The sequence below is a fragment of the Phormidium sp. CCY1219 genome (assembly GCF_035615515.1).
GTDB lineage: Bacteria > Cyanobacteriota > Cyanobacteriia > Cyanobacteriales > Laspinemataceae > CCY1219.
Map to the genome: position 1 here is coordinate 1 of NZ_JAJENT010000708.1, position 16,142 is coordinate 16,142.

General features: G+C 52.3%; 10 protein-coding genes. 6 read left to right on the forward strand and 4 right to left on the reverse strand.

Annotated elements, in window-relative coordinates; translation table 11 throughout:
* A partial coding sequence (locus tag LKK83_RS20815) for a photosystem II protein D1 (protein ID WP_324631272.1) occupies positions 1-84 on the forward strand: 84 nt, incomplete at its 5' end.
* 178 nt (positions 85-262) lie between these two features.
* A complete protein-coding gene (locus LKK83_RS20820; RefSeq protein WP_324633246.1) occupies positions 263-469 on the forward strand; it encodes a hypothetical protein in 207 nt (68 codons plus the stop codon).
* On the opposite strand, the gene LKK83_RS20825 is transcribed toward LKK83_RS20820, so the two are convergent.
* Positions 446-1,324, reverse strand: coding sequence for a ribbon-helix-helix domain-containing protein (locus tag LKK83_RS20825; protein WP_324633248.1), 879 nt, complete (start codon positions 1,322-1,324; stop codon positions 446-448). The genes LKK83_RS20820 and LKK83_RS20825 overlap by 24 nt on opposite strands.
* Before the next feature lie 1,435 nt (positions 1,325-2,759).
* Here LKK83_RS20825 and LKK83_RS20830 point away from each other — a divergent pair.
* From LKK83_RS20830 to LKK83_RS20845, 4 genes are all read left to right on the forward strand, one after another.
* Positions 2,760-2,897, forward strand: a complete 138-nt coding sequence (locus LKK83_RS20830; RefSeq protein WP_324633249.1) for a hypothetical protein — start codon at positions 2,760-2,762, stop codon at positions 2,895-2,897.
* A gap of 249 nt (positions 2,898-3,146) precedes the next feature.
* On the forward strand, positions 3,147-7,295 hold the full coding sequence (locus LKK83_RS20835) for an ATP-binding protein (RefSeq protein ID WP_324633250.1): 4,149 nt from the start codon (positions 3,147-3,149) through the stop codon (positions 7,293-7,295).
* A 308-nt stretch (positions 7,296-7,603) separates the two neighbouring features.
* The gene (locus LKK83_RS20840; RefSeq protein ID WP_324633252.1) at positions 7,604-8,821 is read left to right on the forward strand and encodes a sensor histidine kinase; all 1,218 of its coding nucleotides are present in this window, start codon (positions 7,604-7,606) and stop codon (positions 8,819-8,821) included.
* Between the two features lie 354 nt (positions 8,822-9,175).
* Positions 9,176-10,366 (forward strand): cysteine desulfurase family protein, encoded by a 1,191-nt coding sequence (locus LKK83_RS20845; protein ID WP_324633253.1) that lies wholly within the window; start codon positions 9,176-9,178, stop codon positions 10,364-10,366.
* Positions 10,367-10,396: 30 nt separating this feature from the next.
* Here the strand turns inward: LKK83_RS20845 and LKK83_RS20850 are convergent, their stop codons facing one another.
* From LKK83_RS20850 to LKK83_RS20860, 3 genes are all read right to left on the reverse strand, one after another.
* A complete protein-coding gene (locus LKK83_RS20850; RefSeq protein ID WP_324633254.1) occupies positions 10,397-12,409 on the reverse strand; it encodes an adenylate/guanylate cyclase domain-containing protein in 2,013 nt (670 codons plus the stop codon).
* Positions 12,410-12,758: 349 nt separating this feature from the next.
* On the reverse strand, positions 12,759-13,946 hold the full coding sequence (locus tag LKK83_RS20855; RefSeq protein ID WP_324633256.1) for a glycosyltransferase family 4 protein: 1,188 nt from the start codon (positions 13,944-13,946) through the stop codon (positions 12,759-12,761).
* Between the two features lie 140 nt (positions 13,947-14,086).
* Positions 14,087-15,850 carry a DUF2079 domain-containing protein gene (locus LKK83_RS20860; protein ID WP_324633257.1) on the reverse strand — a complete coding sequence of 588 codons (1,764 nt, stop codon included), beginning with the start codon at positions 15,848-15,850 and terminating at the stop codon, positions 14,087-14,089.
* Between the last annotated feature and the right edge of the window lie 292 nt (positions 15,851-16,142).

Genomic DNA, 16,142 nt, shown 5'->3' on the forward strand with positions numbered 1-16,142 from the left:
CGCAACGCTCATAACTTCCCGTTAGACTTGGCTGCAGGGGAAACCACGCCGGTGGCTTTAACCGCCCCGCAAATCAATGGCTAAGATTTAGCTTGAAATAACAAAAAGCGCTCTCCTTCGGGAGGGCGCTTTTTGCGTTTTTGAGTTGGGGCGGCGGAGTTGCGATCGCCATCTGAAAGAGTCAGGAGGGGTTGGGAATTCTGGCACCAATAGGGATGAGGGTTGTGCGCCGAGGGTAGGTACCGCTGCCCCTGGGGGAAAGATGGGATCTCGGGGGGTTTTTGCCGCGCCTGTGAGGGTTTTGCCCCGCCCCCTCGGGTTGGGGGCGATCGCACTCCCGGTCCGGGAAAACCTTCCGGGTGGGAGCGATCGCAGAGGAATCGGCATCGATCTCGATCGGCGATCGCTTGTGGGTGTTTTGGGTGACAAGCGATCGCGCCGGCTATTAGATCTGCCGCAAGCAGGGTAAGCGCCGACGACGGCGATCGGGACGAAATTCCAGCCCAAACGTTTGATAGTCAGAAGCACTGAGTACGCGGAAGCGGTTGAACTTCACCGAATTGCTGTTATCTTCGCTCGTCACCACAGACTCTGGGTCAGTGGGGTCTCCGCCCAACTTCTCAAACGCTTCTTTCACCGTCAGCCACTCGCCGGTACCTCGCTTGCTTCGAGTCCCCCCTACAGTGGCGGAATCCTGAGCGGTTTTGGTCGGTTTGGAACGACTTCTCCGAATCGAGGGCTTGGCTTCCTCCGAGGTCGTGGTGGAGCTTTTTGTTTTCGACGAGCTCTTTTTGCTGGTCGTTTTTTTCCGACCTTTGGTTTGACTGCGACGACCAGAAGAACTGCTTGTGGAGGATTTCCGGTTAGATTCCCCGGTGGAGGTGCTTCGTTTCTGCCGTGGGGTGGGCGCTGGAGTCTCGGTGGGCGCTTCTTCACTCTTCGTTTTTTCGGCAGCTTGACTCGGTGGCGCGGTTGGCGCGGTTTTTGCGGTTTTCGCGGTTTGCGCCGAGACCAGCTCTTCTTCTAAGGTATTGAGCCGTTTGTTCAGATGCCCGAGCAGATCCGAGCTGACCCGATCCACCACGGTGGTGATTTTGTCTTCTAACTCTTCCACTCGTTTGACTAACACCGAGTCCCCACTCGCTTTGGGTGCGGGTGTGGGAGCCGCTTTGGCGTCCGATCCGCGATCGCGTTTGCGTGAGAACACTTCCTGCAGGGCGGCAACCACCACTTCGGTGCGGTTGCTGTCTTCTGCAGCCACTTGGGCGTCAATCGCGTGCAAGAGTTCTTCTGGTAATCGTAAAGTAACTGGTTTGGTTGGCATTTCCTATAACGTCATACAGGGCGATCCCATTCTACAGCGTCTTGTTCAGACGTCATACAGGGTAGAGGTTGGGAATTCTAGAGCGAAAATACAAGCTATTGCCGTGCCAATTTACCCAGGAGCGGGACTAGAGGCTCAGATTGGACTGCAAATTCCCATCATGGTATTCGCAACTCACCCGTTGGATAACTCGCTGTGAGGCCGAGCGATCGCCATCTTTGATAGGTTTCTCCTACCCAAAAAACCGTTGTTTTTTTGATGCGATCGCCTGCCCTGAGCGATGAATGCGATAGGCGCAACGGCATGAAGATTTGGGCTGGGCAAGCACTGCTTACCTGCCAAAACTTTTGGCCTGCATCACAACCGCTAGGGTTTCGTTCCTGGGGGGGTTATCGCCTCTCACGGATGCCTGTACAAAAGGCATGAATTGCTTTTTAACAAAGCCAAACAGACGATCCCTGCTTTTATTTTAGATGAAAGGCTGACCCTGCGTCAAAATTTTTAATTTTTGACCGCTGTGCTGAACGCTGCCTGCACGATTGCCCCGGGAAAGGGTGGGGACTAGCCTGGGTTGATACTCAACCCATTCATTCCACCGTTGCCCTTTCCGGGGACAAATTGGAGCTAAGAATCGCAGATTTGGCGGGGCGTTTCTCCATTCAAACGAGACCGCTTCCAGAGCGATTCCTCCCTTCCGGGCGTGCCGTTTTGGCCGCGATTCCCTTGGGTGCTATTTACAGGCTAATGTGGCCTGCATCCACCGCGAAACTCAGGGGGCGACAAGCCCGACAGTTACTTGCAGTTTTCCCAGCCAGGGTTCCCTGTTATCACCAACTATAGAAAGTAAGAGAAAATCCTGCCGAACGGGCGTCACTTTTCTCTTACTTTCTATATCATCCAAGACTGAAGCGATTGCAGCCTCAGCTTGGGGCGGGGAATCGACAGTCCAGCCTTTTCTACCTTACGGTAGTTGCAACAGTACAGTCCAACACAGAAAATTGGGAAACGATTAAGATCGGCAACAGAATCGGCGATCGCTCCGAAAAATCTCGGCGGCGATCCTGAGACTTCAGCCCGTTGCCATCGACCTGAACCCTTAAATCGCTCATGTTATCTCAAAACCCCCTTTCGTGTAGTTTAAACTTTCGATGCACCCAAAACACCTCTGCCCCTTGGGAGCGGAAGCTTTTTATGACAGGACACTGTAGCCGTTGCGACATCACTTGGCGCAGAAGGCGCGATCGCCCCCGGCTGACCAACCAGGGGAAAATATCTGGCTCCCCGGGTCGATATCGGGGTCTGGGACAAACGCCTCCATGGCAGTTCAGTAAGTATATAGCGGTTAACTGCAAATTTGTCAAGACTTTCCCTCGCCTTTCTTCAAACCCTCCCCTAGGAAAAGCAACCCCAATCCGGGAGAAACTGACATGGGCAAGTGCTGAAACGTCACAGGTACGCCGTGCCGATCGCGAATTTGGCGGGGGTGCTGCGCCACCTGCCACCACCGGGTGCCCCGAGGTTCGACGAAATGGATATAGCAGGTCCGATCGCCCAAGGGGGTCATTCCGATTGAACCATACCACCGCCACAAAAACCTCGATTGTATTGCCAACAATCCTGCCCCTTTCCGCTCACATAGGCAGTGCAAAACGGGCCAAATGGTGACGCCAAGCCGGGGGCGAGCTTCCGAGTCCAGATGTGGGGGACGAAGACCCAGAAAAGCGAAAGCGCAAAGGTGCTGCAACCCCCCAACAAGCAAACGGCGGACACTCAACCCTCTCAATCCTCCGTCAATTGTCCTCGAACCCTTGTGAAAGCGAACATGAACCCTAACTTACAGCAACCCATCCTGGAAACCATCTTCGAACGAGCCACCTTCGGCATCGCACTCCTAGACCTTGAAGGAAGAATCATCAAAAGCAATCCGAGGGTGCAAGCCCTGGTGGGCCAAGGGGAAAACACCTTACCCGGGTGCCACTGGAACGCCGTTATGCATCCTGTAGATGGAGAAGCAGCGATCGCCTCAGTTGCGCCCATCCTCACCGGCGATCGCGAGGCGTGCGTTTGCGAAAAAACCTACGTCACCCGCAATAACGAATTCGTTCACCTGCGCCAGAATGCCTCTGCCATCCGAGACGAAGACGATCGATTGCAGTTTGTCTTGCTGTTCCTAGAAGATATCACTCCCCTACACAGCGCCCGAGAATCCCTCCAGCATATCGCCCTCGCCCTGCTGCGTTCCGAACATACCGCCAAACGGAACAGCCGCACCCTAGAAGCGGTACTTCACAGCATCGAAGATCGCGTTACCCTTGCCGACCCCACCGGCACCCTGTTGCCCCTCAACCCGCCAGCCCAGCAGCTATTCAACGGGGCGGAACTAGACAAACCCATCGATCTATATTCCCAACTCGATCGTTACTATTTACCCGATCGCGTCACCCCCTTTCCCTTTGAAGAACTGCCCTTCGTCAAAGGGATGCGAGGCGAAGCAGTAGAAGGAGTAGAAATCTTCTGGCGTCCTCCCGATCGCCCCCAAGGGGTGTTCTTCAGGGCCACCAGTACCCCGATCGCCGGCCCTACGGAGAACGCCACCCGAGGAAGTGCCATCGTATTGCGAGCGATTGGGAAACCCCAACCCCCGGAAGACACCCTCATGCACCTGCGCTATGCGGTAGAAGGTGCCTCTGAGGCGATCGCGATTGCCGATACTCGCTATCGATCGCTTTATCACAATCCTGCCTTTATCCACCAACTGGGATACACTTGCGAGAACCTCAACGCCATTGGCGGGATTTGCAGGCTCTACGCGAATCCGGAAGTCGCTCGCCAGGTGTTCGAACCGATTCGCCAGGGGGGCAATTGGCTGGGGATTGTGCGGGTGCAAACCCGAGACAAACAGCAGGTACCGATTTTACTGCGTGCCGATGCGATCGCAGACTCCACCGGCAAACCCATCGGCTTTGTCCTCAGACATCTCGACCTCGAGGAACTCAACCAGACCTTCGGTTCTCCAATATCCCACACTTTACAACACAGCGATCGCCATCCGTGGAAGTGGAATCTCGCCACGGGAAAACTCTCCATCTCCCCCAAGTTGGTGAAAATTAGCGGTTGGATGGAAGATAAAACCGACAATCCGGTAGAGAGTTGGCGACGGTTGATTCATCCAGAAGATATGCCCCAAGCGATCGCGGCGTTAAGCGCTCATCTGCATGGCGAAACGGGGGTATATGAGGCACAATACCGCATTCGTACCAAAGTCAATACTTGGCAGTGGATTCTCGATCGCGGTCAAGTTTGGCTGCGGGATCGAACGGGCAAGCCCCTGCAAATACAGGGCACTCACCAGCTCATCCCCGCCCGCGATCGCGCCGAAGCACTTCTAGAAACCGAGCGATCGCGATTGCTCCATATTATCGAGCGCGCACCGGTGGCGATCGCCATGCTCGATCGCCAGCTTCGCTATATCGCCTACTCGCAAAAGTGGCTGACCGATTACGATTTATCTCACTTCGAGACCCCTTCATCTGACGGTTGCGATTCTGCCTCGCTTATCGGTTGTACCTACGATGAAGTGATGCCAGAAATGGCCGAACGCTGGGGAGAGGCGATCGCGAAAGCCTTGGGCGGAGAAGTGATTTCCGTCAGCGAAGAGTGTTGGGAACGCGCCGATGGGTCTAAACTCTATCAGCGCTGGGCGATTCATCCGTGGTACGCGCCGAATGGGGAAGTAGCCGGCATCGCGATCGCTACGGATAATATTAACACCTTAGTGGAAGCGCGGGAAGCCGCATTATCCATCGCCCGCATCAAGTCGCAATTCCTGGCCAATATGAGCCACGAAATTCGCACGCCGATGAATGGGGTATTGGGGATGACGGGATTGCTGTTGCAAACCGAACTGACTCCCCAACAACGGGATTATGCACGCGCCATCCGCACCAGCGCCGAACACCTGCTCACAGTGATTAACGACATTCTCGACTTTTCCAAACTCGAAGCGGGGGAAATGCAGCTTGAAGAGTTGGATTTTGAATTACGCAGTTGCATTGAAGATGCGATCGCCCTCCTCGTTCCAGAAGCACAAGCAAAAGGACTGGAATTGGCGATTATTATCGATCCCAATGTACCACAACAGTTATCCGGGGATCCGGCACGTCTGCGTCAGATTTTGTTAAATTTGCTGAATAATGCAATTAAATTTACCCACAGTGGCGAGGTGGTGGTGCAGGTAACGATGGCGCAAGAATCCCCTCGGCGCAACGGGTCTAGCAAAGAACTTTGTCTGCGCTTTGCGGTGAAAGATACCGGCATTGGCATCCCCCCCGATCGCCAAGATCGACTTTTCCAGTCTTTTTCTCAAGTCGATGCCTCCACCACGCGCCAGTATGGCGGTACGGGTTTGGGTTTGGCCATTTCTCAACAGTTGGTAGAATTGATGGGAGGTGAGATAGGGGTAGAAAGCACAGTGGGTTGCGGCTCTACGTTTTGGTTTACGGCACAGTTGCGCCAGCGCGGTTCGCGAGTTTCCGGGGCGGTTCCGCCTTGTGCGTTGCCCATCTCGCTGACGGAAATTAAGGCGATCGTGGCTGATGCAAGTGCGACGGCTTGTCAGTCTTTGCGCCATCTCGCCGCTACTTGGGGAATTACGGTAGATGAAGTGTCGGATATGACGGGGTTACTGCGGGCGCTGCAAGAGGCGTCATGGGAGCAACAGCCGTATGATGTGGCATTTGTGGATTTGCATCTGCCCGCGTCGGGGGATGGCGACGATCGCGCATCGGATTCGGGCAACCCGGAGTTGGCGGCCCGATCGCTGATTCGCGCTTTGGGCGATCGCCCGGAGTTGGGGGAAACGCGCGTGTTTCTAACGACTACGTTTAAGTATCGCGATCTGGTCGAAACACTGGTGAGGGAAAGTCAAGCGCAGGGAAACCGGACGATCGCGGGTTATGCGATCGAACCAGTGCGCGCATCGCGGTTGTTTGATACTTTGCTGAGCACTTTAGCCGAACGCACGGAACATTGGTCTGGATCGGCACCTTCCCAAGGCTCAGAGGCGGAAACTCTCCCGCCGCATCCCACCCCTCCGTCGGCGAAGGATGTGACAATTTTAGTGGTGGAAGACCATCCGATCAATCAACAAGTGATTCTCAATCAGTTGGAAACATTGGGCTATCGTGCGGATTGTGCGGATAATGGTGTGGAAGCGCTACAGCGATGGAACGAACAACACTACGATATCCTGTTGATGGACTGTCAAATGCCGGTGAAAGATGGCTATCAAGCTACTCGGGAATTGCGAGAACGAGAGGCACAGTTGCACAAAACCCGTTCCTCGGGAAAGGGAAACGCAGATGATAGCACAACGCGCAATACGGTGGTGATTGCCCTCACCGCTCACGCAATGCCCGCCGAACGCGATAAGTGTTTGGCGGTGGGAATGAATGATTTTATCAGCAAACCCGTTGATTTAAGGGTGTTGGGGGAGATTTTAGCGCGCTGGAGTCATCGAGAAGCGCAAGGGAGTGGGGATTCTTCGGTTCGGGAGGTGGAGGAAATCGCACAACGTTGTCAAGTTCCCCAAACTGACTTGTCTGCAACGCCGGCTCACTCCTCTTTGGACCTGAACCGACTCGAACAAGTGTCTCGCGGAAAGAAATCTCTGCAACGTCGATTGCTGCAAGCGTTTGTGAAAACGGCGGATGTGGATGTGGGAGAACTCTCACGCGCGATCGCCGATGGCGATGTTGCCACGGTTGAAAGCGTTTCTCATCGCTTGAAAGGGGCGAGTGGTAATGTGGGGGCCTTATGCCTATCCGCGATCGCGGCACAATTGCATCAAATCACCCGCGACAATACGTTGGAGGGAACCACACCGCTGCTGGCGGATTTACAAGCGGAAATGGACAACATTCGCGCCTGTATCCAAACCCTGCTCGCGGATGGCTCGACCTCGGGCGGTTGATGCACATACCGCTCTTCGCGCCCGATCGCCATTTTTCTGGGTGTGGGCAATGTTCTATTTACCATGTCTGCTACATATTGTCAATCCTTCTGGGGATAGATGGCGCGCGATCGCGATCGGGGAGTTAAGATAAAATCAGGCACAATTTTAGTGCCGTTTTTAGGGTGCCATCCGCCAGTCTATCCCCCAAGGCGGGATACTGGAAAAAACTTTTACAGGTTGCTAACATTACCAGAAATGACCCGCATTTCACTAAATTTTAGTGAATTCTTACCCTCAAGTCGGAAACGCCAAACCCCATACAGATTATGTGCAAAATTCTAGTTATCGATGATGATATTACGGTTCAAATCGTGCTGCAAGACTTGCTCGAAACCGAAGGGCATGAAGTGGCGATCGCCGCTGATGGTCAAGAAGGATTGCAACAGGCAAAACTGATGCGTCCCGATTTAATTATCTGCGATTGGATGATGCCCGCTGTAGATGGATTAGAAGTCTGCAAACAAGTTAAGGCAGACCCCAATCTGACTACCACCTTTTTTATCTTACTCACCGCCCGAGAGCAAGTCACCGATCGCGTCAAAGGATTGGATACCGGGGCGGATGATTTTGTCTCCAAACCTATCGATTCTGACGAACTTTTGGCGCGGGTTAGATCCGGGTTGCGCCTCAGCAAAACCCTGCAAGATTTACAACAGACCCAAGCGCAACTGGTGCAAAGCGAAAAAATGTCTAGCATCGGTCAATTGGTGGCTGGTATCGCCCACGAAATCAACAATCCGGTAACGTTTATTTATAGCAATTTAACCCACGTTAACGGTTATACTAAAGATTTGCTGGAATTGGTGGAACTCTATCAGCAAGAAGTTCCCCATCCCAGTGAGGCGATCGCCGATAAACTCGAAGCCATTGACCTAACTTTTCTGGTGAAAGATTTGCCCAAAGTGATGGCTTCTATGCAAAATGGCAGCGAACGCATCCGCCAAATTATCTCCTCTTTACAAGAGTTTACTCGGGTCGATCGCGCGGGATGGAAAAAATTCGATATACATCAAGGGATTGACAATACTTTATTGATTTTAGGACATCGCCTCCAGTCTAGGGACACTCGCCCGGAAATTCAAGTGATTAAAGCGTATGGCAAAGTGCCGGCGATCGCCTCTTATGGCGAACGCTTAAACCAAGCGTTTCTCAATTTGCTCAATAACGCGATCGATGCCATTGAAGCCCAACAAAATCTCGATAGCAAAACGCCGCCGCGCATTACCATCCGCACGCAATTGGTGCATAAAAACAAAGTATTAATTGTCATTTCCGATAATGGCATCGGCATGGAAACATCGGTAAAAACTCGCATTTTTGACCCGTTTTTTACCAGCAAACCCGTGGGGTCGGGCACGGGGTTAGGCCTGTCCACTACCTATCAGATAATCGTCCAACAGCACCACGGCGCGATCGCCTGTAAATCCCAACCGGGACAAGGCACCGAATTCGCGATCGAACTCCCGCTCGACAGCTCTAACTAAGCCTTTTTTACCAAGTAATGATGATATCAAATTAAAGCGATCGCCTCGATGATTTGGAATTCAATGCCTAAATCGATCCAGTGGCGATCGTCAATTTAAACCGGTTGTCACACTCAGCAATCGTGCAACCTATTTTACACCTTGATAGGGGGGGGGGAGGCGGTAGCGCTGGTAGGGTGCCTCTGCGGGATCCTGGCAACGAGTTAAACCCCCATCGACCCCTAATAATCGGCGTCGATCTAGAGTCGGGGACGCGAGGTGGGCGAAAGGTTGGCAGTTTGCAGCAATTGGGTGGAAATGTGGGGAAAAATACGCTAAACTAAAGAGGTTGCGGTTGACAGAAAATACCTCCCTATGTCTCATCGGCCAATTTATCTAGACTGCCACGCCACCACCCCCGTAGACCAACGGGTAATTGAGGCAATGTTGCCTTATTTTACCGAACATTTTGGCAATCCAGCCAGCATCAATCATCACTATGGTTGGGAAGCAGAAGCGGCGGTTAAAAAAGCCAGAGAAACCCTCGCCGATGCGATAAATGCCACACCAGAAGAAATCATTTTTACCAGTGGGGCGACAGAAGCGAACAATCTAGCTATCAAAGGAGTTGCGGAAGCCTATTTTGAGAAAGGGCGGCATATTATCAGCGTCCAAACCGAACATAATGCGGTACTCGATCCATGCCAGTATTTAGAACGTTTGGGATTTGACGTGACGGTATTGCCGGTGAAACCGGATGGGATATTAGAGGTAAGCGAATTAGAAAAAGCCTTGCGGTCCGATACGATATTGGTTTCCGTGATGGCGGCGAATAATGAAATCGGCGTCTTGCAGCCCTTGACAGAAATCGGCGCACTGTGCAAAAATAGGAAAGTTTTACTGCACTCAGATGCGGCGCAAGCGATCGCGAAAATTCCCCTCGATGTGAAAGAGACGAACGTAGATTTAATGTCCCTAACGGCGCATAAAGTGTACGGACCGAAAGGGATAGGCGCGCTTTACATTCGGCGGCGCAACCCGCGCGTGAAACTCGCGGCGCAGCTTCATGGGGGAGGACACGAACGGGGAATGCGATCGGGCACCCTATATCCGCCGCAAATCGTCGGATTTGCCAAAGCAGTGGAACTGGGAGTGTCGGGAATGGCGTCAGAAGGCGATCGCCTGCGACAGTTGCGCCAGCGCTTGTGGGAGCAATTAGACCCCCTAGGCGGGATTTTTCTCAACGGACATCCCACCGAAAGACTCCCCGGTAACTTAAATATAAGCGTGGCGGAAGTAGACGGGCAAGCGCTATTATTGGGGTTGCAACCGGTGATGGCGGTGTCTTCCGGGTCCGCTTGCACCTCTGCCAAAATTGCCCCGTCTCACGTACTGGAGGCGATCGGACGCGATCCGAACTTAGCCTTTGCCTCAGTTCGATTTGGCATCGGGCGTTTCAATACCGAAGCAGAAATCGACACCGTAGCACAACATGCGATCGCCACCATCCAATCCCTGCGTCAAGCGCAAGCGGCGATGTCCTCCCCTTCCGCATCTCGGGTGTAAGCGCCACCCAACACCCCTCAAATGGGGGCGTCACCCACCCACGCCCCCATTTCTCTGTTTTTTCCCTACCAACCAATAGGTTTTCATTTTCCCCTTACCCTTCACCACAATTGACCCGCGTTCCTGCAAGAAAAACTTCTCTTTAATTTGTTCGTAAGTTGCGGCAGTCACTTGAATTTTCCCCGGAATTCCTGCTGATTCCATACGAGAAGCAACATTAACCGTATCTCCCCATAAATCGTAAATAAACTTTTTAATTCCGATGACTCCCGCCACCACCGGTCCGGTATTGATACCGATGCGAATTTGAAATGGTTTCTCATTTTCCACTTGAAAAGTGTGGATAGCCGCCTGCATTTCTAGCGCCATTTCTGCCACTGATTCCGCGTGGTCTGTTCGCGCTAAAGGCAATCCGCCCACCACCATATAGGCATCGCCAATGGTTTTAATTTTCTCCAATCCGTGTTTTTCCGCTAACTGGTCAAAGGTAGAAAAAATTTGATTGAGCAAACTGACCAATTCGATGGGAGAAACCCGGGCAGAAAGCTTCGTAAAACCGACGATATCGGCAAACAAAATAGTTGCTTCCGGGAAATAGTCCGCGATCGCACTTTGGTTGTGCTTCAATTGTTCCGCGATCGCCCCGGGTAAAATATTCAGCAACAATCGCTCCGACTTTTCCTTTTCTAATTGCAATTCCTGAGTGCGTTCTTGCACCTTATATTCTAGAGAACGGGAATAATCCGCCAATTGTTCGTGAGACGACTTCAGTTGAGCGCTCATTCGATTAAACGCCTTTGCTAACTGGTTTAATTCATCCGGGCGACTCACCGAAACCTGTTGTTCGAAATTGCCATTGGCGATCGCCAGACTCGCTTGATTCAAGCGCCAAATCGGTTTGCTAATCCACCGCGCCGTCACCACCCCAACCCCCATCGCCACACATAAGGCGATCGAACATAACTTAATCGTGGTGCGCGTATTCGCGTGAATCCGGTCCATAAAATCCGCTTCCGGAACCACCACCACAATTAACCAATCCAAATTCTCCCCTTCAGAAAACGGAACCACCTGTAAATAATGCGGCTCATTATCAATTTTAAACGTTAACTGTTTCGGCCAATTAATCGATGCAAAACTGCCAAAACGGTTCGTTAAAAACCGCGCCGATTCTCGAATCAAAGGATTTTCTACCGCCACCGCCTTCACTCGTTCCACGCGATCGCCCTTCATTACAAACGGTTTTTGTGCCGCCGAAGTTGCCACCAAAAATCCGGAACGTTCCACAATAAACGTCTCTCCCGACTTGCCAATTTTAAGCTGTTCGAGAAACAGACGAATGTGGGACAACACAAAATCCACTCCCAAAACGCCCCGCAATTCCTCCCCATCTCGATAAATCGGTTCGACCAAGGTAATCTTTAACCTCGGGTCTTTAAAATCCACATAAATATCGCTCCAAGTGGACTTTCCCGCATTCACCGCATTCTCATACCAAGGGCGAATGCGCGGGTCGTAATCGCCGCCGACTTCTAACAATTCCGTCGGATTTCCCACCGAATCGATCGCGTAACTGTGAAACTTGCCCTCGGTGGATTTTCCCGCCCGACCCACTTCCCAACGGTTATTATTTTGAAATCCCAATCCGGTAAATTCCCCATCCGCCGCACCGAAATAAATCGCCGACACCGAAATCGGCGAAAATAAATCCCGTTGATGCCAAAATTGGCGCGTCAAACTGGCGGTATTGTCTAAATTAACCTGTCCTAATTGAATATCATTAACGTTAATCTGATTGATAACGCGCGGTGCTTGTAAATACTCCCGCAACCGTTGCTCGATCCGGGCGCTGATTTCTTCGCGCAACTGCGTCGCCAGGTCATTCACCGCTTCCTGACCATTTTGTAACGACAACCATCCCGTTAGTCCTACCGCCGCACAAATTTGCAGGACAAACGGCACAACCAACACCAGGCGTAGGGGCATTTTCCACTTCCGACGAAGGGGTTTGGAACGATAGACATGGTTCAGCTCAACTGTCATAGGTTGCCCCTTGCAGCTATTCAATCGAAAAGGTATGAGAAGAAAGATCCAGTGTGGCGATCGCGCTTTTTGCCCACCAGAAAAGCGCTGCTGGCACCTCGGGAGACCGAATCTGCCCCTAACACTGAGACTCTAGAAAAACTAGAGCCAAAATTTTAACCTCGATCTGCCCCGATCGCGATCGCCCCGGAAATCAGGGGAATTGATTCCGTTTCTCTTCCCCCGAACTTGCCTTACACCCCGAACCCTGCCACAATACGCCGACCAGGTACCCTTCCTGTCACGTCACGGATATTTGACTTATTCTAACCACTCGCCACCAATTCCCCTGCGATCGCCACGATCGGGATTACCACTCCACCTGCGATCGTTCCCGCACAACCCGCCGATAAACCGCCTCCGTCTGCTGTGCCAACTTGGGCCAACTAAACCGCCGCCCCAAATCCCGATAGGCATTCTCGATCGCCGCGCCAACGTAGTCCGGGTTTCTCAAGGTTTCGAGAATCCCCCACGCCAACGAATCGGGATCGTTTGCCCGCGTCACTATCCCTGTTTTGCCATGTTGCACCACTTCTGGCAACCCCCCGGTATCCGACACCACCACCGGCACTCGGGCGGCAAAACTTTCTAATGCCACAATGCCAAATGGTTCGTAAAGACTGGGAAACACCGCACAGTTTGCCACCGCCTGAAACTTGTGCAAGTCCTCCTCAAACATAAACCCAGTAAAATAGCACTGCTGCCAAATGCCCAATTCCCGCGCCAAGTCCTTGAGATGGTCCGTATTGCCACCGCCGATGATAACGAATTTTACCTGACCTGCCATTTCCCAGAGGACTTTCGGTGCAGCGCGCAATAAAATTTGCACCCCTTTTTCATAGGTCATGCGACCCACGTAATAGAGGATTTTTTCGCGATCGGCAGCAAACCGACGGCGAAAGTTTTCCGCATCAAATTCGTGCAAGCGCGGTTTTTTCTCCGGGCGAATGCCGTTGAAAATTACATCCATTTTGTCCCAGGGAACCGCCAAGGTGCGTTGCAATTCGTGGCGCATATAGTCGCTACAAACAATTACCTGCCATGCGTTATAAACTAAGTCGCCTTCTTTCGCCGAAATGTAGCGATGGTCGTTATGAAAAAGCCCGTTATAGCGACCGTATTCCGTGGCGTGAATGGTGGCGATTAAGGGAATTTTGAAATGGTGTTTCAGGGCGATCGCCGCATCCGCTACCAACCAATCGTGAGCGTGAATTAAATCAAAATACCCCTCTTCTACGATGAGTTTTCCCCCATGTTTGCCCATGCTCTGGTTGAGGTTCGCGATCCAGTGGAAAAAGTTATCTCCCGGTTCCACTGGTACCCGATGCACCCGAATTCCTTCCACCTCTTCATACATCGGGGCATGACCGAACTCGATGGTAAGTAAATTGATTTCATGCCCTTGTTTGACTAACTCCGGATATAACTCCGCCACATGTCGCGCAATTCCTCCCACAATTCTCGGAGGAAATTCCCAGGTTAACACCAAAATTTTCATCGGCTACAGTTAGACCATTAAACTGAAATTAGCGGGTTTACATTCCGGTAAGTTGATAAGCAATTCTGCAAAATAAATGACCCGAATCGGGATTTACTTATCTAGCGATTTTTAGCGATCGCTAAAATTATCCCTCAATTTTAACTCAACTCCTGCATGAGTGGCGCAATCTCTTGGCGATAGGCATTCCAAGCGGCGAAAGCGGCAGGATCCGAGGGGGTATTGCGGCGCATCAAAATCACCCCATCTTCAAAGCCAATAATGCCATAGTGACCCTCATTGGCGAGGCGATCGATAAACGGAATAATCGAGCGGAACAGTTCGCGATCGTACTTGAAGGCGGGTAAATACTGCTGCAGACGCCATAAATCGGCGATCGCGTATTCCACGTGAATCACCTTCCCCGCATCGTTGCGTAACTGCAGAAACGGAAAGCGGAGAATTTCCCGACGCCCGGAGAGGGGAGGCACGATATAAGTCGTCGCCGCCACGCTAGCATCCGGCGGGATTTCATTCATCAAAGCGCGGATATGGCTCGCATGTTGCCACTGACGGGGGAGAGACACATGCACCCAAGGATCCACCGAATCCGGAATCAAGAAATAAAAGGTGCGATTCGGGTTGGAGGTAAAGGTAAAAAACAGAGACAGACAGATGCAAATCGCCCAAAAGCGGCGCATGGAAATTCGCAGCAGATGGGGATGTTTTTCCCACCACAGGCGTAGGGTTTCTCGCCGGGAATCGAACCACTCACCCAGGGCCGGCGGGGAGAATTTAGAACGGGTCTGAGGGTGTAAAGCAGCGATCGCCCACTGACGCAGGGGGGCATCGAGCCACTGCTGACGGTGGGACCACCATAAAATCGCCCCATAACACAACCCAGGCACCACCGTCATCGCATAGCGAATGTTAATCGACAGGGCACTCATGCCTTGTTGCAGGAAAATTTGCAGCAACGGAAAACCGGCGATCGTCCAAGCGGCGGGTGACAAGGCGGGCACAAAGGCAAACGGAAGCCATTGTCCGAGGAGATATTTTAATTTGCCCCAAAACGGGGTGAACACTTCCGCAAACACCAAACCCGGTTGGGTGATAAATGCCCAGAGAATATCCAGGGTGGTTGCTTCTTGGGCATCCACATATTGCCCAAAGCGCTCGATGGTAAACCGTCGCGAAATATCCTCGGAAAATAACGGCATAATCGCATTCGTCAGCACCACCACGTAGGTAAAGCTGAGCACGCAGACGGCTAGACCCCGCCCCGGATAGCGCTTGCTCAGGGTCATGTATGCGCCAATCCCGAACAGGGAAATGCCCCCATCGGCGCGCACCGCTAAAATACAGATAGCCAACGGCCAAAACAGCCACCACCAGCGTTTTTCCATCGCCAGCAGCAAGCTGAAGACAAACAGGGGGATTTGGAAGTTATCGTGAAAATTGGAAAGCGTCGGTCCGAGGATGGCGTTGGCGGCGTAATAGCTCAGCGCAATCAGTGCTGACAGGCGCACCTCGAGGTACTGTCTGGCTAAAACGTACAGCACCAAGCCGGCAGCGGTGACGATGGTGACATGCAGCACGCTGAGGGTGGCGGGGGAGGGGAACAGCGCGTAGAGGGGGAGCCACAAAAGCAAAGCGGGGGTAAAATGCTGTCCCAGACGGTGGTAAAAGACTTCTGGTACTTCGCCGGCGTGAACCACATTCGTGGAAAGGCTCGAAGACAGGGAGCTTTGGAAAAAGCGCCCGTGGGTGCTGTTCCAAAAGACTTGATTGAAAATGCCTTGGTCAAAGGAGGCGTAAAAGGTGTAGTAGCGGTGCAAGGTAAACACCAGGGTGATGATGAAAAAGACGGCGGCGGCGATCGCCACCACTCGCGATCGGGGGTTTTTCTGCCAGTTTGACACCATTGGTCACTCAAGCCCTTAACAAAACTTTAAACTTTACCGTTCCACTTCAGGATGCGTCAACTCCTTTCCCGGGTGTGGAGCCAAATTCCCGAGACCCGTCCGTTTTCCCTTGACTCTGCCAGGGATCCTTAACTCGGAATCCCCTTGCCCTGAGAAGAATCAGCACAGGTTAACAGACAGACCACAAACAGGATAGTTTATAAATATAAAGAAAAGACAAAGAAACTCCAGGGCGATCGGGAGGATTTTTCCGCTCTTGCTTGGAGGTTGACCCTTGTTTTATTTGCACTGC

Excerpts from the sequence above, each read along its gene's own strand:
- LKK83_RS20820 (WP_324633246.1), top strand. The coding sequence starts at position 263 with ATGGGATCTCGGGGGGTTTTTGCCGCGCCTGTGAGGGTTTTGCCCCGC.
- LKK83_RS20825 (WP_324633248.1), bottom strand. The coding sequence starts at position 1,324 with ATGCCAACCAAACCAGTTACTTTACGATTACCAGAAGAACTCTTGCAC.
- LKK83_RS20835 (WP_324633250.1), top strand. The coding sequence starts at position 3,147 with ATGAACCCTAACTTACAGCAACCCATCCTGGAAACCATCTTCGAACGA.
- LKK83_RS20840 (WP_324633252.1), top strand. The coding sequence starts at position 7,604 with ATGTGCAAAATTCTAGTTATCGATGATGATATTACGGTTCAAATCGTG.
- LKK83_RS20845 (WP_324633253.1), top strand. The coding sequence starts at position 9,176 with ATGTCTCATCGGCCAATTTATCTAGACTGCCACGCCACCACCCCCGTA.
- LKK83_RS20850 (WP_324633254.1), bottom strand. The coding sequence starts at position 12,409 with ATGACAGTTGAGCTGAACCATGTCTATCGTTCCAAACCCCTTCGTCGG.
- LKK83_RS20855 (WP_324633256.1), bottom strand. The coding sequence starts at position 13,946 with ATGAAAATTTTGGTGTTAACCTGGGAATTTCCTCCGAGAATTGTGGGA.
- LKK83_RS20860 (WP_324633257.1), bottom strand. The coding sequence starts at position 15,850 with ATGGTGTCAAACTGGCAGAAAAACCCCCGATCGCGAGTGGTGGCGATC.